The organism is Legionella sp. ST3F1 (assembly GCF_048553315.1).
Lineage (GTDB): Bacteria > Pseudomonadota > Gammaproteobacteria > Legionellales > Legionellaceae > Tatlockia > Tatlockia donaldsonii.
On sequence record NZ_JBLZIO010000002.1, the window covers coordinates 208,221 to 228,910 of the forward strand.

A 20,690-nucleotide genomic window follows, 5' to 3' on the forward strand; every position below is an offset into this window, starting at 1 on the left:
AAACAGGGATAAAATGAATAAGAATAAATTACCTATCGGGGTTTTTGACTCAGGAATGGGCGGGTTGACTGTACTACGCGCCCTTAAGGCAGCCTTACCTTGTGAATCGTTCGTTTATTTGGGCGATACAGCACGCTTGCCTTATGGGACTAAAAGCCCGGATACAGTGCAGCAGTATGCCCTGCAAATGGCGCGCGTTTTGGTGGAGAAGCAGATAAAAGCCCTGGTAATTGCCTGTAATACAGCCACGACAGCGGCTTTACCTCATTTACAAGCCATGCTACCCGATATGCCTGTCTTAGGCGTCGTAAAACCTGGTGCTGCAGCCGTTGTTGCAGCAACCAAAAATCAGCGTATCGCTGTTTTAGCTACTGAAACGACGATTGCTTCCAATGCTTACCAGCAGTTGATTTGCGAGCAATTACCCCAGGCTGCTATCACAGCTCGCGCCTGTAGTGTATTGGTCGCCCTGGCTGAAGAGGGAATGGTTAATAATGCCATTGCACGAGAAGCGTTGAAACACTATTTATCCGATTTTAACGAGGAAGATACTTTACTCTTGGGCTGTACCCATTTCCCTGTGTTTAAATCCTTGTTGACCTCGTTGCTGCCTGATGGTGTCACGGTGGTTGATTCAGCGGATGCAACAGCAAAAGCACTACAGCAGGTATTGACACAAGCGGCCTTGCTTAATCCTCATCAATCCGCAGACGCAAAAATAAGTTATTTGGTAACAGATTCCATCAAGCGTTTTCAAACGGTGGGGGAAATTTTTCTTGCTGAACCCTTGGCAATCGATAATATCGAATTGATTGATGCGCGCCCCTCTTGATTTAAAGTGAGCGAGCTCTCGCTACGTAATGTGCTCGAGCAAGTGTAGCAGTGGCCTTGATGCAGCGTAGCGTAATTAAGCGGTTTGGTTTTGGAAAGTGAATACCTTGATTACGCTACGCTGCATCAAGGCTACCAGCTATTCACTTAATAATGAAATGAATTGCCACTTTAAATTGACAACGTTTTCATTCATTGTCGTTGACTTCAATTTGTTTTTTGCGCGCTGATTCATAACGTGCCTGCATTTCGACATCGATATAACGATCGGTTGTGGCGCTTGAGCTATGGCCTGCATCATCGCGTACATGCTCGCGCGGGCGGATTTTTACATCTTCCGAGATTCCCGTGTGTCTTAACCAGTGAACGGTTGCTGCACTTAAATTATCTGCCTCTTCCGTTTGACCACGCTGACGTAATTGGGCAGCAGCCAGATCAAAGCATAGCTGTACCAGACGGCGAATAGGCGCTGTATCACTCATGGGGCCAACACCGCGAATTTTTGGAATAAGCGGCGAATTATCAGCAGGGGAGGGTAATGGGGATAAGCCTAAAAAACCTCGCCAACGGATTAAACTGGCGAGCATAGCTTCACTAACCGCAACCTGCCTTTCCTTGTTGCCTTTGCCAACCGTAGTGAACCACCAATGACCGTTACTGTCTTTGGCAAAATCATTCATACACGGGATCCAGCGCTCACTGGCGGCAAGTTCTGAAATGCGTAAATACATCCCAAAGAGCATGCTTAAGATAAATCGGGTCCGCTCATGTTTTTCCGGTTCGTCTTCAGCCAGATTATCGGCCGCAGTTAAGACCGCCTCCCATTGTATCAGGCTAAGCCGTCTGACAGGCGCATTTTGTTGGCGTTTACGAATAAACTTGCTTTTTTGCCGAATCAAGGCGACGGGATTGGAAACAAGGTATTCTTCGGCAATCAGGAAATTGAAGAAGGTACTTAAAATCGCAAATATTTCCTGCACAGCACCTTGCGATAAATTGAATTGCTCTATTGATAAACTGCTACCTTGCTTTCTTGCCGCTTTGGATTGGGTGACGACAAAAGGGCGCCACTCGGCGTTAGGAATCCGTTTGCCCTCTTTTTCGATAAATCGCGGTACCTTTTTTAAACCGATCCAGCTTTGGGGAGGATTTTGGCAAAAGCGGATGAATTGTTCGATGTCATCGCGTTTTAATGCAGATAAAGTGGTTTTCTTAATGTGCCAACACCACTGCAACAAGCGCTCGGCTTCGCGGCGATAACTATTGAAAGTTCCCTGGCTGCCGGTATAACTTTTGAGAAAGTTCAGACTATGATAGAAATCCTGTTGATAGTCCTGTGCCGGAAGGATGACATTGTCTTGGTTCTTGTGGAGATTGTCCAAATTATCAAACAAAGGCAAAAGTTGTATTTTCATAGCGAACTAAATACAGTCGAGAATAGGTTAATGCTAACCGAAAAGCTAAGCTATCAATAGCCTACAATAGATTTTTATCTTGAATTAAATAGGAGTGCTTAGCTTTGATTTTCGAGCATCGCAGCGGAGCATGCATACGAGTACGTGAGTAGCGAAGCACAGAAAATCAAGGCATAAGCGCCAAGATAGTAGAAATATCAAAAGTACTATTGACCTCCAGAGTCGCTGCGGGTATTATTTGCGCTCTGTCCTCGGGGACGGGTTAACGACGGGGTGTAGCGCAGTCTGGTAGCGCGCCTGCTTTGGGAGCAGGATGTCGGGAGTTCGAATCTCTCCACCCCGACCAGTTTCAGTTTGCGCCCGTAGCTCATCTGGATAGAGCATCGGCCTTCTAAGCCGAGGGTAGCAGGTTCGAATCCTGCCGGGCGTGCCAGCCTTAGTGCAGAATTCCTGATTAAAACAAAGTTGGCAAGAATAATTATGGTGAGCGTAGCTCAGTTGGTAGAGCCCCGGGTTGTGATCCCGGTTGTCGTGGGTTCGAGTCCCATCGTTCACCCCAGACTTCAGAGTCAATTAGCCATCTTATCCTTAAGATTCATCCTGAGTCTTTACAAGACAGTTATACTGTTTGATAATTCCACCCTGTTTGCGAAAGTGGCGGAACTGGTAGACGCGCTGGATTTAGGTTCCAGTGGGGTAACCCGTGAGAGTTCGAGTCTCTCCTTTCGCACCATTACATGATAATTTCCGTGAGGTGACTAGATGCAAGTTTCTGTTGAGACCTTGAAAGGTTTGGAGCGTAAAGTAACAGTTTCGGTGCCAACCGAAAAAGTAGAGGAAGAAGTGAGCACGCGTCTCCACAATCTTGCTCGTAAAGTAAAGGTTGATGGGTTCCGCCCCGGTAAAGTTCCATTCAGTTTAGTAAAGAGCCGTTTTTCACATAGCGTCCGTGAAGAAGTAGCCCGAGAAATAATGCAATCAACGTTATTTGAAGCGTTGCAAAAAAACGAACTGGTTCCCGCTGGGTCACCCTTTGTTGAGCCTGAGAAGCTTGAAGCAGGGAAAGACTTTAAATATACCGCCGTCTTTGAAGTATTTCCAATATTTACCATTACAGAATTAAATCAGGCAGAAGTCGAAACTATTCATGCTGAAGTCAAGGATAGCGACGTCTCCGATATGCTGGAAAAATTGCGTGAGCAAAACAAAGAGTGGCACGAGGTTTCACGTGCAGTGGCTAAAGGCGATAAAGCAGTCATTGATTTTGAAGGTTTCCTTGATGATAAGGCCTTTGAAGGCGGTAGTGCTAAGGGGCATGAACTGGTTATTGGTTCTGGCGCGATGATTCCAGGCTTTGAAGAAGGTATAATCGGTGGTAAAAAAGACAAGCCTTTTGATATTAAAGTCACTTTCCCAAAAGATTATGGCCACAAAGAATTAGCGGGTAAAGAAGCAACTTTTAAAATTACCATCCAGAAAGTCATGGAAGGTAAATTACCAGAATTAGATCAAGCGTTTGCTGAGAAATTTAATATCACCGAGGGTGGTATTGATGCGCTCAAAAAAGATATCAAAGAGAACATGGTTCGTGAATTAGAGCGCCGAGTAAGCTCGATGAACCGTGAGAAGCTTTTTGATAAATTAATGGAGTTAAATACATTTGATCTGCCAGTGGCTCTGATTGATAAAGAAATCGAGCATTTAAAGCATGATATGTATCATCGTCTTTTTGGTCACGAGCATTCTGATGATGAGAAGATACCTGATTTCCCACGCGCGTTGTTCGAAGAGCAAGCCAAAAAGCGTGTTCATCTTGGTTTACTGTTCTCTGAATACGTGAAAAAGCATGCATTGGTTGCTGATAAAGCGCGTGTTGATGCAATGATTGAAAAATTTGCCAGTGCCTATGAAAGCCCTGATGAATTGCGTGCTTGGTATCAAGGCAGCAAAGAACGCCTGGCTGAAATAGAAGCGCTGGTTATGGAAGAAGTTGTTGCTGAAAAAATCAGTGAAGATGCTAAACTTAAGCGCAAAAAAATGGGCTACGAAGAGGTCATGAACCCTAAAAAGGACGCTGAGAATAAAGGAGAGTAAGTATGTCAGGTTATGCAGACAACTTAATAAGAAATGCCAGTGGGTTAGTACCGATGGTTATTGAGCAAACCTCCAGAGGTGAGCGCTCTTATGATATTTACTCACGACTTTTGAAAGAACGAATTATCTTTCTTTTAGGGGAAGTTGAAGATCATATGGCTAACCTGGTAGTGGCTCAACTGTTGTTTTTGGAGTCCGAGAATCCAGAGAAAGACATTGCTTTGTATATTAATTCGCCGGGCGGGGTCGTTACTGCTGGCTTGGCAATTTATGATACCATGCAGTTTATTAAGCCTGATGTCAGTACCTTATGTATTGGCCAGGCAGCCAGCGCAGCAGCGTTATTGCTATGTGCCGGTGCTGACGGAAAACGTTTCTGTTTGCCCAACTCAAGAGTCATGATTCACCAACCGCTAGGTGGGTATCGAGGTCAGGCAACGGATATTGAAATCCATGCCCGGGAAACATTGGCGGTGCGCGAGCGTTTGAATAGCATTATGGCCAATCACACCAAGAAGACACCCGATCAAATTATGCGTGATACGGAGCGTGATAATTTTATGAGTGCTACCCAAGCGATGGAATATGGTTTGATTGATAAGGTTCTCTACGACCGCAATGCGTTGGCTACAACTGAGTAATTAAAGCAGCCAGTTCGCTTTTTTAGTAAAAGCGAACTGGCGTTATTTTTCCGATTGTCTAAAATTTTACTAGGATGTCTATTATTAACTCGACGTATTTGTCACAACATTGGTTTAAGTCCTTCTAAAAGAGGTAACAATCAGTGGGTGAGGCTATTTTAGGGACTGATAAGCAATAGATACTCTAGATTACTACACTGGTGTAGTAACAGTAAAAAGAGGGGTTCGTAGATGAGTAAAACCGGTAACGGCGATAATGAAAAAGTCTTGTATTGTTCTTTTTGTGGAAAGAGCCAGCATGAGGTAAAAAAATTAATTGCAGGCCCTTCGGTTTTTGTTTGTGATGAATGTGTTGAATTATGTAATGATATTATTCGTGAAGAAACCCAAGACATTCCAGAGGAAGCTGAGACCCATTTACCTACACCTAAAGAAATTTCCAATTTTCTTGATGAATATGTGATCGGGCAACCCCATGCCAAAAAGGTTTTATCGGTAGCAGTTTATAACCATTACAAACGATTACACCATAAAACAGAAGATGGTATTGAATTGGGTAAAAGTAACATTTTGCTTATAGGGCCCACGGGTAGCGGTAAAACCTTGCTTGCTCAAACGTTGGCGCGTTTACTCAATGTACCTTTCACCATGGCTGATGCGACTACCTTAACTGAAGCAGGGTATGTGGGTGAGGATGTTGAAAATATCATCCAGAAATTGTTGCAAAAATGCGATTATGATGTTGATAAAGCCCAACAAGGTATTGTCTATATCGACGAAATCGATAAGATTTCGCGTAAATCGGATAATCCTTCTATTACCCGTGATGTATCAGGCGAGGGTGTGCAACAAGCACTGCTGAAATTGATAGAGGGGACTATTGCCTCTGTGCCTCCACAGGGTGGGCGTAAACATCCACAACAAGAGTTTCTTCAAGTAGATACCTCCAATATCCTGTTTATTTGTGGAGGCGCGTTTGCCGGATTAGAGAAGGTGATTCGTGAGCGCAGCGATAAATCTGGAATAGGTTTCTCTGCACAGCTCAAAAATCCAAAAAACAGCCAGGAAATGGAAAAGGTACTAGACTCCCTCGAATCAGAGGATTTGGTTAAATATGGTTTAATTCCTGAATTTGTTGGCCGTTTACCGGTAGTAACAACCTTACACGAGTTAGATGAAGATGCGTTAGTGGATATTCTTACCACACCAAAAAATGCGCTGACCAAGCAATTCCATGCTTTATTTAAAATGGAAGGTGTAGAATTGGAGTTTCGGGATGATGCTCTGCGCCTGATTGCTAAAAAAGCGTTGGAAAGAAAAATTGGTGCTCGTGGTTTGCGTGCCATCCTTGAAAATATTCTTTTAGACACCATGTATGAATTACCTTCCATCGAAGGAGTTAATAAAGTTGTTATTGATGAAAGTGTAATCAATGGCGTCGGAAAGCCTATCCTTGTCTATGAAGGCGAAGAAGGTAAACAATCTGCTGCAGGTGGAAGGGAATAAGAAAGCGTGTAGTAGCAGTAGCAATCTGCGCTGCTGGAATTTATCGGGACTAAATCCAGCAGGGCCGTCCAGGACGCTTGCTTAAAAAGCAGGCGTTTCAACTGAAGGCCATACTATTTCTCTTAGGATTATCGTTTGAATAAGGGCTTATTATGTCTAGCGAAAGCGAAAATGAATTCACAGCGACTGAAGAAGAAAATGACTTGATATCACCGTTACCTGTGTTACCTCTGCGCGATGTTGTTGTTTATCCGCACATGGTTATTCCCTTGTTTGTCGGGCGAGAGAAATCAATTAAGGCCTTAGAAGCGTCAATGATTGACAGTAAACAGATTTTTCTGGTTGCTCAACGTAAATCCTCTAATGACGATCCAACTCCACAGGATGTTTTTACGGTCGGTACGATTTCCAGCGTTCTCCAATTATTAAAATTACCTGATGGCACCGTCAAAGTATTGGTTGAGGGTGAGCAACGGGCAAAAGTAACAGCCTATTCTCAAGAAAAAGGCTATCTCGAGGCCTCCCTGGAGATTATAGAGGAAGTTAGTTCTGACTTAAAAGAACAAGAAATTGAAATTTTAATGCGCTCTTTGATGTCTCAATTTGAGCAATATATCAAGCTTAATAAGAAAATCCCGCCGGAAGTATTAAGTTCCCTGGCAAGTATCGAAGAGCCTGGCCGTTTGGCTGATACCATCGCAGCCCATTTATCCCTCAAAGTAGATGATAAGCAAGAATTACTTGAAACGACTGATGTGGGAACACGCCTTGAGCGATTAATGGCAGCGATAGAAAGCGAGATTGACTTGCTTCATGTTGAAAAACGAGTACGCGGTCGCGTTAAGCGTCAAATGGAAAAAAGCCAACGAGAGTATTATCTCAACGAGCAGATTAAAGCGATTCAAAAAGAACTCGGCGAAATGGGTGAAGAAGGCAATGAAATTGAGCAATTGGAAAACTCGATTAATAAAGCCGGAATGCCTAAAGAAGCCAAAGAGAAATCGCTTGCTGAACTGCAAAAATTAAAATTGATGTCACCCATGTCCGCGGAAGCAACCGTCATTCGCAACTATTTAGACTGGATGCTTAGTGTACCGTGGAAAAGGAAAAATAAAATCCAGTTTGATTTATTGAAGGCGGAGAAATTGCTGGATAAAGAGCATTATGGCCTCGAAAAAGTGAAAGAGCGGATTATTGAGTACCTTGCGGTACAACAACGTGTAAAACGTTTGAAAGGACCTATTTTATGTCTGGTAGGACCTCCGGGGGTTGGAAAAACCTCATTAGGCCAATCAATCGCTAATGCGACGGGCAGAACGTTTATTCGTATCGCTTTAGGTGGTGTAAGGGATGAAGCGGAAATTCGCGGTCATCGACGAACCTACATTGGTTCTATGCCAGGAAAAATAATTCAAAAACTATGCAAAGCCGGTGTTAAAAATCCTCTAATCATGCTGGACGAAGTAGATAAAATGGCCATGGATTTCCGTGGTGATCCAGCTTCTGCCTTGCTAGAGGTCCTTGATCCTGAACAAAACCATACCTTTAACGATCACTATCTAGAAGTCGATTATGATTTGAGTGATGTAATGTTTATAGCGACGGCTAATTCACTGGAAATTCCTGCACCGCTCCTTGATCGGATGGAGGTTATTCGTCTGGCTGGTTATACCGAAGATGAGAAGATCCATATTGCAGAAAGCTATTTGGTGCCCAAGCAATTGATTTTGAATGGTCTAAAGCCAAACGAAATCAATATTGGTGAAAGTGCCATCCGTGAAATTGTACGTCATTATACCCGTGAAGCAGGTGTCCGTAATCTGGAGCGCGATATAGCCAGTATTTGTCGTAAGGTGGTCAAAGAAATACTGACAGGCAAGCGGGTGAAAAAAGTAGCAGTATCCCGTACTAATATTGAAAAATATTTAGGGGTTAAAAAATACCGTTATGGGCTTGCCGAAGAATTTGATCAGGTAGGGCAGGTCACCGGGTTAGCCTGGACCAGCGTAGGCGGTGAATTACTGACCATAGAAGCCTCTATGATGCCAGGTAAGGGTAAAACCACACATACTGGCCAATTAGGTGAGGTGATGCAGGAATCGATCCACGCTGCAATGACGGTAGTAAGAAGTCGGGCGAAGGCTTTTGGTTTGGCGGATGATTTTTACGATAAAAATGATTTCCATGTGCACGTTCCAGAAGGGGCAACACCCAAGGATGGTCCTAGTGCCGGTATTGGTATGTGTACAGCCTTAGTTTCGGTAGTAACACATATTCCTGTACGTGCTGACGTGGCTATGACCGGGGAAATAACCTTGCGTGGTCAAGTACTCCCTATCGGGGGCCTGAAGGAAAAACTGCTTGCTGCCCATCGGGGTGGGATTAAGCATGTTATTATTCCTGAGGAGAATCGCAAGGATTTGGAAGAGATACCTGATAACGTATTGAAGAAACTGACCATCCATCCTGTGAAGACAGTTGAGCAGGTATTAGAGCTCGCTTTACAGCGTAGTCCGATCGTTGATACACCTATTCCGACCATTCATGAGGCTGCAAAAGGAAAAAGTTCTAAAAAAAGTAAAAATAAGGATTTACATGCCCATTAATACCGAGTATATTTCACTCCGTTGCCCGCTACTGGCGGGCGATGCAAGGATGTGACTGCTTGACTGAGGTTGATGAATCTGTTTTAATCGCTTCGGATAAAGGAAGAATAACTGATAGGGGAAAAGATGAATAAGAGTGAATTGATTGAAGCAATTGCAAGTGGTTCTGGCGTAACTAAAGCAGACGCTAGTCGAGTTCTCGATACTTTTATGACTACCGTGACCGATGCTTTAAGAAGTGGCGATCAAGTTGTGCTGCCTGGTTTCGGTTCTTTTTCCACTGGTAACCGTTCTGAACGTACCGGTAGAAATCCACAAACTGGAGCGACCATTCGTATTAAAGCTTCACGTGTTGCCAAGTTCAAAGCTGGTAAGAACTTGAAGGAAGCTGTGCAGTAGAGTTTTTGGGTGCTTAGCTCAGCTGGGAGAGCATCGCCCTTACAAGGCGAGGGTCGCAGGTTCGATCCCTGCAGCACCCACCAAGAATTGGAGTGGTAGTTCAGTTGGTTAGAATACCGGCCTGTCACGCCGGGGGTCGCGGGTTCGAGCCCCGTCCACTCCGCCAAGATTAACGCGCCGAAGGGCGCGTTTTTTTTACCAACCACGTTAAGTCAGTATTTTCTTGCGAAACACCAATATGGAATTTCGAACATGTTGCAGAAGTTGAACGAACGCATACAAGGTGTCATAGCCTGGATAGTCATTGGTTTGATTGTTATCACTTTTACCTTATTCGGCGTGGATTATTATATGCAATCGCGTCAGACCTCAACCGCAGAGGTTGATGTGAATGGCCAGCCGATCAGTAAACAGGCTTTCGAAGCAAATTATAGGCGAGCCCGCCAGCAGCGTGATCCGTCGCAAATGACAGCGGCTAGCGAAGTAGCCTTGAAGAACCAGGTTCTGCGAAATATGATTGTTAATGAAGTCACTATGCAGGCAGCAAAGTCCAGTGGCTTTGAGGTGAGCGCAGAACAAGCGAATGCAGCTATCGTTAATATCCCTCAATTTCAGGAAGATGGACATTTCTCGGCAGAACGTTACCAACAAGCACTGAGCGGAGCCATCTTTACTCCGGAATCTTTTCAAAAAGAAGTCAGGCAAGGCATGCTGCTTAATCAGCAGCGTTTTGCGTTTATAGGGAGTGCCTTTGCTCTACCCGATGAGATTGAACGGTTTGTTAAGCTCTACATGCAAACTCGAGATTACGAGTATGTGCAAATACCAACGTCTTTATTTATCAAAGAAGGGAATGTTTCTTCTGAAATGGTCAATGCTTATTATCAAAAGCATCAAAAAGAATTTCTTGAACCAGAAAAAGTCTCGCTCGATTATGTCCGCTTATCTATGCAAAAAATCAAGGACGCAACGAAGGTCAGTGATGAGGAGATCAAGCGCTACTATGAAGATAATCAAAGTAATTTTCTGACGCCGGCACAGTGGCAGGTTGCTCATATCCTATTTGCTATTCCAGAAAATGCGACTGCAGAGACCCAGGAGCAGATAAAGCAAAAAGCTGAGGAAGCTTACCAAGCCCTGCAAAACAATCCTCTTCAATTTAACGAATGGGTCAAAACCATGTCGGATGATAAATTGTCTGTTGCCAACGAGGGTATTTTGCCCTGGCTGGTTGCAGGTCAATCCGGTTTTGATAAAACCTTGGCAAAGTTAACCAAACCAGGACAAATTTCGCCGCCAGTAAAAGCTGTCCACGGCTATGAGATTTTTAAGCTGGTGGCTTATAAGCCAGCAGCATTAAAACCATTGTCTGACGTCCAAGAAACGATTAAAGAGCAATTAATAATTGAGTTATCACAGGCTCAATATGCGCAAGCCTTAGAGCAGCTCGCCGATTTAAGTTATCAGACGCCAGATTCGCTGACCCCTGTAGCCGATGCATTAAAATTGCAAGTTGAGCAGACTGAGCCTTTTTCGCGACGCGGTAGCAATAGTGAATTGGGTAAAAACAAGCAAGTAGTCAACGCGGCTTTCAGTCATGATGTCTTGGAGCTTGGCAATAACAGCGAACCGGTGCAATTAGACAATGATAGTGTTGTGGTCATACGAGTTAATAAACACATACCCGCCGCCAAGAAATCTTTGGCGCAAGTCAGTGATGCCATCACTAAAAAATTAGCCTTGCAAGAGGCTGGGAAGCGGGCAAAGCAATTAGGTATAGAATTGCTATCGAACAAGGAAGAGGTTGGTGCGCAAGACAAGCTCATGCAAACCAATCAGCTGCAGTGGCAAGAGGTAGATAAAGCAACACGCGATACAGACAAAGCAGATGCTACGGTTAATGATTTAGCCTTTAGCCTGCCGCGTACTAATAGTCGTGATGGACGCAGCTTAAGTAATGGTGATTATGTCATCGTGCGATTGAAAAAAATCAATGATGGCCAATTGTCATTGCTTGATAAGGAACAACAGGCAAGCTTAGCCCAACAAATTGAAGCCAACTATGGCTTAATGGATTACGATTTGTACGTCAATAATTTGGTTCATAAGGCTAAGATAGACAGACATTAAACCTAAGTTAAAAGGGGATGTAATGGCGAAATTTACCGATAACCAATTAGCAAAATTTTTTTTACAGCTCACTAACGATTACAATGAATTAGCAAGCAGGCGAAACCCTCAGCTCTCAATGGAACAAATTAGAGATGAATTAAGACGAAGAGTCCTGTTCGCTTTAAATAATCCTGCTAGCAACTTGTATTGGTTAAGTTTAGCTGGTAACCAGGAAGACTGCCAAAGAGAGGCCGATAAAGTAATGCACGCGTTGAATACTTTTCTGAGCACGCGCCCGGCCTTTGCACAGGTAGATCAACCGCAAGCATTTTTTGCCCATCCCCAATTTGTTCAAATTAATATCGACGTTGAAGACTATAACGAGTACCGACACCGTCGCCACTGTTATTGTGCCAGCAATGACGTATTATTTAACTGGTTTTTGTGGCGCTCCATAATGACACCTCAAGTTGTTGTTATTGACCATTCCTCTAGCCATAGTCATGGCCGTTCAAACAAGGATGAGAAGAAGAATAATGGTGATGTGATCGCTTTCCTCTTTTTAGCCGCCCTGGCTGCCTTGCTCCTGGTTCTGGCAACGCTTGCGCTTTATTATATGCTAGGTCAAGCCTTAAATAGTCTCGATCGTTTTCGATATAATGAGGGTTGGCTGCAAGGAATGACAACAATGGCAGGTATGCTTGCTGCTGGTTACGTTACCTCTGTCTTAAGCTCGGCTTTTGCTGCAACGCCATTAATGAACCTTGCTCTGCTAGCTGGTCTAAGCAGTCCAGTAGGTGTGGTTGTTTTGTCTCTGACTTGTTTAACCATTATTGGTGCTGGATTAGGTTGTTTCGTTACGGATAAAGTACAGAACTATATTTTGCGGAAAACCAATCCTGATGCCCTGGATCCCAACGATCCGAATCGTTTTACTTTAACTGCAGAAGAAGAGCGTCATTTATTCCAGAGGGGCTTCGATCTGATGCGGGTAAAATATGCTATTTTTACTCTACGGTCTGAGTTGGGTGAAGAGGGCGTACCTACTTTGCTGCATCGACGATCGTTTGGGGCGAATAGCAGAAAAGTGCAGGAAAATCTTGATCTCATAAGAAAAATACGTGCAGGTGATTTAGGTGCTGACTCGCTTCTTGAAGGACCTGTAACAGTTCCTTTACGCCAAGGTGATGAGACGATTCACTTTGACTTACGCCGCTGGGATTACTACCAGCCTCCTGTTTACGCGATGTATCCTGATCCACAGGCTTTCATGCAGCCATCTGCCCCACCACAATATTTCAGCTAGTCGTTGTACTGAGTAAGTGCCTTTTTGCAAAGGCGCTTACTTAGTTAATTGATTCAATTTATATGATTTTGCAACTGCGTGGTAATACGCATAAAGTTACATGACTTTAGTCATTCCAGAAACTGAATCAAAATGAAGTGCCCTATATATATAGAGCACTATCACTTAAAAGAAGCAAAACAGGTTAGGTGAGATCTGACATTGAAACTGCATGGTAACCCGCGTCAACATGGACCACTTCTGCGGTAATTCCCGAGGCCAAATCAGAACATAGAAAAGCAGCTGTATTACCCACTTCTTCTGCAGTAACATTGCGCTTTAATGGGGTGGTATTCGCATAAGCAGTTTGCATTTTACGGAAGTCTTTAATCCCCGCTGCTGCTAGTGTTTTAATAGGGCCTGCTGAAATCGCATTGACTCGTAGTCCTCTTGGACCCAAACTGGCAGCTAGATAACGAACAGCGGCTTCGAGACTCGCTTTGGCGATACCCATGACGTTGTAGTTAGGTACGGCTTTCTCGGCACCATAATAGCTTAAGGTCAGAACCGATCCTTGGGTGCCTTCCATCATCGGTAAGGCAGCTTGCGTCAGGCCAACCAGGCTGTAGGCACTGATATCATGGGCAATACGAAAGCCCTCGCGGTTAGCTTGTTCAATGAAGTCACCACTGATTTGATCAGCGGGTGCGAAGGCTACTGAGTGGATTAAAATATCCAGTTTATCCCAATGGCTTCCCAAGTGTTCAAAGACAGATTTTATGTCTAAATCACTGGCAACATCACAAGGAAAGGTAAGGCTGGAATTAAATTCAGCGGCCATGGTTTCTACGCGGCTTTGCAGTTTTTCATTCTGGTAAGTAAAGGCTAGTTCTGCACCTTGCTCATGAAAGGCTTGGGCAATGCCATAGGCAATGGATCGGTTAGAAGCCAGGCCAACAATTAATGCTTTTTTCCCGCTTAAAAATCCCACATTATTCTCCTTCTAATCTTTTGAGTGCGTTGCAAGTAACTCACGCATTTTTGCTTGGATCATGTCAATAGCAATACGATTTTCCCCTCCGCGAGGGACAATGATATCAGCGTACCGACTTGAGGGTTCAATGAACTGTAAATACATTGGTCTTACTGTTGTCTCATACTGATGGACGACTGATTCAAACGAGCGGTGTCGTTCAACCACATCCCGCTTCAGGCGGCGGGTCAAGCAAACATCCAAAGGCGTGGACATAAAAATACGAATATCCATAACTTCGCGCAGTGCCTTGTCGGTAAATAATAAAATACCCTCCAGGACAATAATCGTATGGCGGCCGACATAACGTGTTTCTGGCAAACGAATGTGCTTCGAATGGGAGTAAATAGGAATATTAACGGATTCCCCTTGTTGTAATTGACGCAGATGCTCACAAAGCAGGGCGTGGTCAAACGCTTCAGGGTGATCGTAATTAATTTTTTCTCTTTCCGCGAAGGGGAGGTGGCTGTTGTCTTTATAGTAAGCATCTTCCGAAATCACAACAACTTGCTCTGAACCAAGTTCAGTGACAATAGTATTAGCCAGAAGACTTTTACCAGAAGCAGAGGGGCCGGATATTCCGATAATAATCGCTTGTTTGCTCATGATAAGGTCGTTAAAAATTTTGTACAAATAGTAAGGGTTTATGAGGATAAATTCAATCTGAAATGTAAATAGAACCACGTCATTTCGCCAAAATTGGAGTTATTCCAAAAGACCTCTTTTGAGTACCCAAATAATAGAAATCTTCATCCTATCATTTTTACTCTCTCTGGCGCTTTAACAGGACATATAAAGCACCTGAACCACCATCACGAGTTAAAGCACTGTGAAAAGCTAATACCTCAGGAAATTGCTGAAGCCAGTGATTAACCAAATTTTTTAGGACAGGGGGCTCCCCTTGGGGGCTGCCTTTGCCATGAATAATTAAAAGGCAACGGTGAGCCAAGGCATGTTGTTGTCTAATAAATTGGATCAAGGCATTTTTTGCGTCATCACTGCGTAAGCCATGCAAATCGAGTCTGGCTTGCCAGGAAATTTGTCCACTTTTTAATTCCCGCAATCGCTTGGCTGGAATACTGTGATTACAGTAACTCAGTAGAGTGCTTGCTTGTACGACCTCGGTGTAATAATCCGATAAATAAAAGTCATGCTCCTTTGTCATGGGGGATTGAGAACGATAGGTGGGCGACTTTGTTGCCTGAGGCGGGTTTTTAGCCTTTTCGGAAACAATTTTTTTGTTTTTGGGTAGAGGCTTCACTTTTTCCACGACCTGGCGAAATAAAGCCTTGTCTTCCTCAGACAGAAAATCATTAGACATAGAACTCGTTAATTTAGACATTTGAAGTACTTTTAAAATTATAACGTATATACGGGGCCTAAGGACAAAGAATCGGAATTAGCGTACAATTTGTGATAATTGTATGCATCGATGGTTTTCCTCTCCCTCTTTGGGTCTACGGAAAGTCTAATGATTAAGGTAAGGTTATGACTGATTCTTATGCAGCGCTTACGGCTGATTTTGCAACCCTTGTTGATTTCTTGCGTTTTGGTTTAACTCAGGCAAGGGCTGCTGATTTGTATTATGGACATGGTACGGATAACGCTTGGGATGACATGATGGCCTTGGTGCTAGGCAGTTTATCGTTACCGCCCGATGTTGATCCCTTGCTTTTGCAAGCTCGATTGACACCTGCTGAAAAACAAATGCTCAACGAACGTTTGGCAAGACGGATTATCGATAAAGTTCCGGTGCCATACCTAACGCGGGAAGCCCATTTCTGTGAACTGCCTTTTTATGTTGATGAGCGCGTGTTAATCCCACGCTCACCCATCGCGGAGCTCATTAGAGAGCAATTTTCTCCCTGGCTTGTTGCTGATAACGTAGAGCGTGTACTTGATCTTTGTACGGGAAGTGGTTGCATAGCGATTGCCTGCAGTTACGCATTCCCGGAAGCAGTAGTTGATGCAGTCGATATTTCAGCAGACGCCTTGGAAGTAGCAGCGATTAATCGTGCTCGTCATGGCTTGCAAGAGGTTCTTAACCTGATTGAATCAGACTGCTGGGCCAATGTGCCTAGAGCTCGCTATGATTTGATCGTTTCTAACCCTCCTTACGTGGGCTATGAAGAAATGCAAACCTTGCCGGATGAATATACTCATGAGCCCCGATTAGCTTTGGAGTGTGAGAATAATGGTTTGGCTATTGTTGAAAAAATCCTGGCAAACGCCCATGATTACTTAACAGAGGAAGGCATTTTAGTCGTTGAGGTAGGGAACAGCGAATATGCTTTAGTTGACGCGTTTCCCCAGCTGCCATTTACCTGGCTTGATTTTGAACATGGCGGCCAAGGCGTGTTTCTATTAACCTGCCAGCAATTAAAAGCCTATTTTGGTAATAAGTAATGAGTGGAAACACATTGGGTACATTGTTTACGGTAACGACCTTTGGTGAAAGTCACGGCAAAGCGTTAGGTTGTGTAGTTGATGGTTGCCCCCCAGGCTTAGCGCTTGGTGCTGAAGATATTCAGCCCTTTCTCGATAAGCGCAAGCCAGGACAGTCCAAATATACGACTCAACGACGAGAAGAGGATAAAGTGGAAATCCTTTCTGGTGTCTTTGAGGGACTAACTACCGGGACTCCCATTGCGCTGTTAATTCAAAACAGTGATCAGCGTTCCAGTGACTATAGCGAGATTAAGGATTTATTTCGGCCAGGACATGCTGATTTTACCTACCACAACAAGTATGGACATCGTGATTATCGTGGTGGCGGCCGCTCATCCGCTCGCGAAACGGCAGCCAGGGTTGCAGCAGGAGCGATTGCCCGTCTCTATTTGCAACGTATGGTGGGTATTGAAATAATTGGTTATCTGCAGCAGATGGGTACGATCACCATCGATTTTATTGCGGAAAGTGAAATAAACAATAATCCTTTTTTTTGTCCTAACGATTATCAAATACAGCAGTTGGCAGATTATATTGATCAATTACGTCGCCAGGGTGATTCGGTTGGTGCCCGAATTGCAGTGATGGCTCGTGGTGTTCCTGTAGGGCTTGGTGATCCTGTTTTTGACAAGCTCGATGCGACACTTGCCTATGCTATGATGTCTATTAACGCAGTGAAAGGAGTGGAAATTGGCGCGGGTTTTGCTGCCGTTAGTCAGTTAGGTAGTGAACATCGTGATGAAATGACAAAGCAGGGCTTTTTAAGCAACAATGCTGGCGGTATTCTTGGCGGGATTTCAACGGGTCAAAATCTGCAAGTCAGTCTTGCCTTGAAACCTACTTCAAGTATTATCAAGCCTGGCAAAACAATTAACACTCAAGGCGAGGAAGTAACCGTTGTTACCAAAGGCCGTCATGATCCCTGTGTGGGTATTCGAGCCGTTCCTATAGCTGAAGCAATGATGGCTTTAGTGTTGATGGATCATTACCTGCGGCATAAAGCCCAGAATAAATAATAACCAGGTATCTGCGTCAAGTGGGGACAGCGGTTTAAAGTTTGATGATAGAACCTATAAGATCGAGGTAGTAATGAATAGACGATTAAATGTTGCTATTGTGGGTGCAACAGGCGCAGTGGGGGAAGCATTGCTCACCGTATTGCAAGAGCGTGATTTTCCTGTTGATAATCTTTATCCACTTGCTAGTGCACGTTCAGTAGGTAAGACGGTAACGTTTAATAATAGGCAGTTGGATGTTGAAGATTTATCTACCTTTGATTTCAGTCAAGTTGACATCGCGTTGTTTTCTGCCGGTGGTTCCGTCTCAAAACAATTTGCTCCGATTGCAGCGGCTGCCGGATGTGTTGTGGTGGACAACACATCCTGTTTTCGTTATGACGATGATATTCCGTTAGTGGTTCCAGAGGTCAATGCACATCGCATCGCTGAATATACTAACCGAGGTATTATAGCGAATCCTAATTGCTCCACGATTCAAATGGTGGTTGCTCTGAAGCCGCTACATGATGCAGTGGGAATTAGCCGTATTAATGTGGCCACTTATCAGGCTGTTTCGGGTACAGGTAAAAAAGCGATCACCGAATTAGTCAATCAAGTGGGAGAGTTATTGAATGGTCGCCCAATGAAATCGTCAGTTTATCCACAACAGATCGCTTTTAATGTGTTGCCACATATTGATGAATTTCAGGAAAATGGTTATACCCGTGAAGAAATGAAAATGGTCTGGGAAACCAGGAAAATTATGGAAGATGAGACTATCCTTGTTAACCCAACCGCAGTGAGAGTCCCTGTCCTTTATGGTCATTCAGAAGCAATTCATCTTGAATTAAAAGCCCCTCTGACCGCTGCTGAGGCACGTAAATTGTTGTCTAAGGCTCCAGGAGTTCGGGTAATTGACGAGGTGGCTAAATTACAATATCCGACACCTATTACTCATGCTGTGGGTCATGATGAAGTCTTTGTTGGTCGTATCAGGCAAGACATTTCTCATCCCTGCGGCTTAAACCTGTGGGTTGTAGCAGATAATATTCGCAAAGGTGCGGCAACTAATGCAGTACAGATTGCTGAAATTCTGCAACGTGAGTATTTATAATTTATACTTGTGGTTATGACGAAAAAAATTTTACACGATCCCGATATTGAAGATACTAATACTGGGAATTCTGGTACTAAGGAGGGTGGTACTGGTTTACCGACTCGAATGCCTCCTGGCTTTGAGGGCGGTTCCTTTTTGGTCGACGAAACCTTCCTGATGGGTAGAGAGCAACGCGAGGCAGAGCAGCAAGGTCATCGCCAATTAGCGAAGGTGAATGCCCGTGAGCATCACGAGGAGCAACAAAAAAATGCTCCCGAGGGTGAGTTACAGAATAGTATTCATCAACATCCCTGGTTAGACAGGCAGATCTTTGATGGTATCGATACGGGACCATTGAGCCCGGATCCGCCATTAAATTCAGAAGCCTATACCGAGATGCAGAATCGGGAACGGGAAGAGCAACTGGAAAAGCAATTGCGTTTGGGTAATATGCCTAAATTTTCTTCAACCCCTGAATTTAAACCCTAGGACTGCTTATGACTATCGCCAATGATATCATCAGTTGTCGTATGCCTGACTTTGAGCATTATCTACGTCTAGGGGACTCGTTAGATGATACGGACGAGTATGGTTTTACCCCTTTGATCGAGTGTGCAATTACGCAGCAAATTAATATTGCAGAGCAATTGCTCGCTCGCGGTGTGAATGTGAATAAACCAGATGTTACGGGTCGTACTCCCCTACACTGGGCGGTCGATAATAATGATATTGAGCTTGCCCGATTGTTACTGACTCATGGCGCCGACGCAAATGCTTACACGCGTGCCGGTTTGTCAGTCTTAGTCTATCCTGTTTTAAGGGCTCAAGATCCACTCAAGCATTTGCTCTATCAATACGGGGCTAAACTTGATTTCGCGCTGGATTTTATTCATGGCAAGTTACTTGGGCATCGTTATGAATTACAAGGTGACGTGGATATTGTTAATGCGCAGGGAGAATTCATTGAATTAGATTATGAAGGGTTTATTCTTGAGTTTACTGTTGCAATCGTCAAAGACTCTTTGCGCCGCTTTACGAGTAGTTATTCGACTCGCCATTTGCGTGAACAATTCCCTTATTTATATACCATTATGGATGCGTTTGGCTTAGCGGCTGAACTGTTGCAATTGCAGCATCATCGTCATTTAAATGAACGACATAAAGCACGCCTCACCCAGATTATCAAAACAGCCCCTATATTGATATTGCCAGCCGCGAGCCGTGGTCATGCCTTATGTTTTATTCGTTATAAGCAATGGTGGGCCAAGATTGATCGTGGTGAAAATAGCCTGACGGAAGGCTCTGCCAACATTTATCGCATCACTCGCCCTGAAGCATTCAATGCTCATTTTATAGAAGAGTTTTTATATAAAAAACAAAGTCGACGTTATTTTCATCATATAATTAATCAGCAATTGGGTTTATTGCCAATCACGCAAATGCCGATTAGTTCACAAATTTCAGGAAATTGTTCCTGGGCTAACGTGCAGGCGATAGTCCCGGTAGCCTATGCCTTACAGCAGCTTAGTTTAGAGGGCATAGAGCAGTTTAAACCTGATATTGCTATGAACCTTTATGATATCTGGGTTGAATGGGATAAAGATCGGGCGCTGGATGAATGCGTGCATCGCTTTTATTTAGCTGATCCAGTAAGGAAAGCAAGTTTTGCCTCTATGCTTGCTGCTGTGCTATTTCAAGCCTGTGATTATGCTAACCGTCATCATATCGAGCGCGCGGAGAAAATTCTGACTATCCTGACCTTGCCGGAATATTATTATGTTCTACAAAGTTATTTACAGGCCTATTGCGTGAAACGGTTAACCAGAAGAGGGAATAATTTGCTCAAGCTATTGGATGATTGCGGGGTAAATCCAAATATTGGTGTGACCCCCGTCGCGACAGGTTTGCGAGACGAATAGCACGTAGCAAATAACTGACCTCATTAACCGCTCTCACCTGCGCAAGGAATTGGATGAGGGTGTCTTTCGCGAGAGGGTTGGGGAGAGGACAACAATAACTCGCGAATTTCTTTAGCACGTGAATGCCTCCCTTACACTCCCTCGCCCACGTAAGGAATTGGAATAGTATGAGGATATGTCTTTTCGCTGGAGAGGGTTGGGGAGAGGGACGCCAATAACTGGCGAATTTTCCTTAGTGCGTGAATACCTCTTAACTCCCTTCACCCGCGTAAGGAATTGGAATAGCATGAGGGTGCTTTTCGCGGGA

Annotated in this window: 17 protein-coding genes and 6 tRNA genes; 19 read left to right on the top strand and 4 right to left on the bottom strand. The window is 44.1% G+C overall.

The window, feature by feature from the left end:
* Positions 1–13: 13 nt before the first annotated feature.
* Positions 14–832, top strand: coding sequence for a glutamate racemase (gene murI / locus ACN4Z1_RS03145; RefSeq protein ID WP_228363340.1), 819 nt, complete (start codon positions 14–16; stop codon positions 830–832).
* Positions 833–1,019: 187 nt separating this feature from the next.
* Here the strand turns inward: murI and ACN4Z1_RS03150 are convergent, their stop codons facing one another.
* On the bottom strand, positions 1,020–2,246 hold the full coding sequence (locus tag ACN4Z1_RS03150; RefSeq protein WP_228363339.1) for a tyrosine-type recombinase/integrase: 1,227 nt from the start codon (positions 2,244–2,246) through the stop codon (positions 1,020–1,022).
* A 269-nt stretch (positions 2,247–2,515) separates the two neighbouring features.
* Between ACN4Z1_RS03150 and ACN4Z1_RS03155 the strand changes: the two genes are divergently transcribed.
* The 13 genes from ACN4Z1_RS03155 to ACN4Z1_RS03215 all read left to right on the top strand — a co-directional run bounded on the left by ACN4Z1_RS03155 (position 2,516) and on the right by ACN4Z1_RS03215 (position 12,910).
* Positions 2,516–2,592: transfer RNA gene (locus ACN4Z1_RS03155), tRNA-Pro, on the top strand.
* A gap of 10 nt (positions 2,593–2,602) precedes the next feature.
* Positions 2,603–2,679 (top strand) — tRNA-Arg (locus ACN4Z1_RS03160).
* A 50-nt stretch (positions 2,680–2,729) separates the two neighbouring features.
* Positions 2,730–2,805 (top strand) — tRNA-His (locus ACN4Z1_RS03165).
* Positions 2,806–2,894: 89 nt separating this feature from the next.
* A tRNA-Leu gene (locus ACN4Z1_RS03170) sits at positions 2,895–2,979 on the top strand.
* A 29-nt stretch (positions 2,980–3,008) separates the two neighbouring features.
* Positions 3,009–4,340, top strand: a complete 1,332-nt coding sequence (gene tig / locus ACN4Z1_RS03175; RefSeq protein ID WP_115221873.1) for a trigger factor — start codon at positions 3,009–3,011, stop codon at positions 4,338–4,340.
* 2 nt (positions 4,341–4,342) lie between these two features.
* A complete protein-coding gene (gene clpP / locus ACN4Z1_RS03180; RefSeq protein WP_115221872.1) occupies positions 4,343–4,981 on the top strand; it encodes an ATP-dependent Clp endopeptidase proteolytic subunit ClpP in 639 nt (212 codons plus the stop codon).
* A gap of 231 nt (positions 4,982–5,212) precedes the next feature.
* Positions 5,213–6,487 (top strand): ATP-dependent Clp protease ATP-binding subunit ClpX, encoded by a 1,275-nt coding sequence (clpX, locus tag ACN4Z1_RS03185; RefSeq protein WP_115221871.1) that lies wholly within the window; start codon positions 5,213–5,215, stop codon positions 6,485–6,487.
* Positions 6,488–6,639: 152 nt separating this feature from the next.
* Entirely contained in the window at positions 6,640–9,093 is a 2,454-nt protein-coding gene (lon, locus tag ACN4Z1_RS03190; protein ID WP_115221870.1) for an endopeptidase La, read from the top strand.
* Positions 9,094–9,219: 126 nt separating this feature from the next.
* A complete protein-coding gene (locus ACN4Z1_RS03195; protein ID WP_019216274.1) occupies positions 9,220–9,492 on the top strand; it encodes an HU family DNA-binding protein in 273 nt (90 codons plus the stop codon).
* Positions 9,493–9,499: 7 nt separating this feature from the next.
* A tRNA-Val gene (locus ACN4Z1_RS03200) sits at positions 9,500–9,575 on the top strand.
* Positions 9,576–9,581: 6 nt separating this feature from the next.
* Positions 9,582–9,658, top strand: a tRNA-Asp gene (locus ACN4Z1_RS03205).
* Positions 9,659–9,744: 86 nt separating this feature from the next.
* Positions 9,745–11,622 carry a SurA N-terminal domain-containing protein gene (locus ACN4Z1_RS03210; protein WP_228363338.1) on the top strand — a complete coding sequence of 626 codons (1,878 nt, stop codon included), beginning with the start codon at positions 9,745–9,747 and terminating at the stop codon, positions 11,620–11,622.
* Positions 11,623–11,644: 22 nt separating this feature from the next.
* On the top strand, positions 11,645–12,910 hold the full coding sequence (locus tag ACN4Z1_RS03215) for a hypothetical protein (protein ID WP_228363337.1): 1,266 nt from the start codon (positions 11,645–11,647) through the stop codon (positions 12,908–12,910).
* A 184-nt stretch (positions 12,911–13,094) separates the two neighbouring features.
* On the opposite strand, the gene ACN4Z1_RS03220 is transcribed toward ACN4Z1_RS03215, so the two are convergent.
* The 3 genes from ACN4Z1_RS03220 to ACN4Z1_RS03230 form a co-directional block, all read right to left on the bottom strand.
* Complete coding sequence (locus ACN4Z1_RS03220) at positions 13,095–13,880, bottom strand: enoyl-ACP reductase FabI (protein WP_115221867.1); 786 nt, start codon at positions 13,878–13,880, stop codon at positions 13,095–13,097.
* A 12-nt stretch (positions 13,881–13,892) separates the two neighbouring features.
* Positions 13,893–14,528: a uridine kinase gene (gene udk / locus ACN4Z1_RS03225; RefSeq protein WP_058446894.1), complete on the bottom strand. Its 636-nt coding sequence runs from the start codon at positions 14,526–14,528 to the stop codon at positions 13,893–13,895.
* Positions 14,529–14,685: 157 nt separating this feature from the next.
* Positions 14,686–15,243, bottom strand: coding sequence for a Smr/MutS family protein (locus ACN4Z1_RS03230; protein ID WP_228364074.1), 558 nt, complete (start codon positions 15,241–15,243; stop codon positions 14,686–14,688).
* Positions 15,244–15,410: 167 nt separating this feature from the next.
* Between ACN4Z1_RS03230 and prmB the strand changes: the two genes are divergently transcribed.
* The 5 genes from prmB to ankH all read left to right on the top strand — a co-directional run bounded on the left by prmB (position 15,411) and on the right by ankH (position 20,383).
* Positions 15,411–16,328 carry a 50S ribosomal protein L3 N(5)-glutamine methyltransferase gene (gene prmB / locus ACN4Z1_RS03235; protein ID WP_228363336.1) on the top strand — a complete coding sequence of 306 codons (918 nt, stop codon included), beginning with the start codon at positions 15,411–15,413 and terminating at the stop codon, positions 16,326–16,328.
* A complete protein-coding gene (gene aroC / locus ACN4Z1_RS03240) occupies positions 16,328–17,386 on the top strand; it encodes a chorismate synthase (RefSeq protein ID WP_228363335.1) in 1,059 nt (352 codons plus the stop codon). Before prmB ends, aroC begins: the two co-directional genes overlap by 1 nt.
* Before the next feature lie 73 nt (positions 17,387–17,459).
* Positions 17,460–18,482, top strand: coding sequence for an aspartate-semialdehyde dehydrogenase (locus ACN4Z1_RS03245; RefSeq protein WP_228363334.1), 1,023 nt, complete (start codon positions 17,460–17,462; stop codon positions 18,480–18,482).
* Between the two features lie 15 nt (positions 18,483–18,497).
* Positions 18,498–18,953, top strand: a complete 456-nt coding sequence (locus tag ACN4Z1_RS03250) for a hypothetical protein (RefSeq protein WP_115221861.1) — start codon at positions 18,498–18,500, stop codon at positions 18,951–18,953.
* 8 nt (positions 18,954–18,961) lie between these two features.
* Complete coding sequence (ankH, locus tag ACN4Z1_RS03255) at positions 18,962–20,383, top strand: Dot/Icm T4SS effector AnkH/LegA3 (protein WP_228363333.1); 1,422 nt, start codon at positions 18,962–18,964, stop codon at positions 20,381–20,383.
* The last annotated feature ends 307 nt before the right edge of the window (positions 20,384–20,690 follow it).

Coding starts and splice junctions, on each gene's coding strand:
- prmB (WP_228363336.1), top strand. CDS start 15,411: ATGACTGATTCTTATGCAGCGCTTACGGCTGATTTTGCAACCCTTGTT.
- aroC (WP_228363335.1), top strand. CDS start 16,328: ATGAGTGGAAACACATTGGGTACATTGTTTACGGTAACGACCTTTGGT.
- lon (WP_115221870.1), top strand. CDS start 6,640: ATGTCTAGCGAAAGCGAAAATGAATTCACAGCGACTGAAGAAGAAAAT.
- ACN4Z1_RS03245 (WP_228363334.1), top strand. CDS start 17,460: ATGAATAGACGATTAAATGTTGCTATTGTGGGTGCAACAGGCGCAGTG.
- ACN4Z1_RS03150 (WP_228363339.1), bottom strand. CDS start 2,246: ATGAAAATACAACTTTTGCCTTTGTTTGATAATTTGGACAATCTCCAC.
- ankH (WP_228363333.1), top strand. CDS start 18,962: ATGACTATCGCCAATGATATCATCAGTTGTCGTATGCCTGACTTTGAG.
- tig (WP_115221873.1), top strand. CDS start 3,009: ATGCAAGTTTCTGTTGAGACCTTGAAAGGTTTGGAGCGTAAAGTAACA.
- ACN4Z1_RS03210 (WP_228363338.1), top strand. CDS start 9,745: ATGTTGCAGAAGTTGAACGAACGCATACAAGGTGTCATAGCCTGGATA.
- ACN4Z1_RS03250 (WP_115221861.1), top strand. CDS start 18,498: ATGACGAAAAAAATTTTACACGATCCCGATATTGAAGATACTAATACT.
- ACN4Z1_RS03215 (WP_228363337.1), top strand. CDS start 11,645: ATGGCGAAATTTACCGATAACCAATTAGCAAAATTTTTTTTACAGCTC.
- murI (WP_228363340.1), top strand. CDS start 14: ATGAATAAGAATAAATTACCTATCGGGGTTTTTGACTCAGGAATGGGC.
- ACN4Z1_RS03230 (WP_228364074.1), bottom strand. CDS start 15,243: ATGTCTAATGATTTTCTGTCTGAGGAAGACAAGGCTTTATTTCGCCAG.
- ACN4Z1_RS03195 (WP_019216274.1), top strand. CDS start 9,220: ATGAATAAGAGTGAATTGATTGAAGCAATTGCAAGTGGTTCTGGCGTA.
- clpP (WP_115221872.1), top strand. CDS start 4,343: ATGTCAGGTTATGCAGACAACTTAATAAGAAATGCCAGTGGGTTAGTA.
- clpX (WP_115221871.1), top strand. CDS start 5,213: ATGAGTAAAACCGGTAACGGCGATAATGAAAAAGTCTTGTATTGTTCT.
- udk (WP_058446894.1), bottom strand. CDS start 14,528: ATGAGCAAACAAGCGATTATTATCGGAATATCCGGCCCCTCTGCTTCT.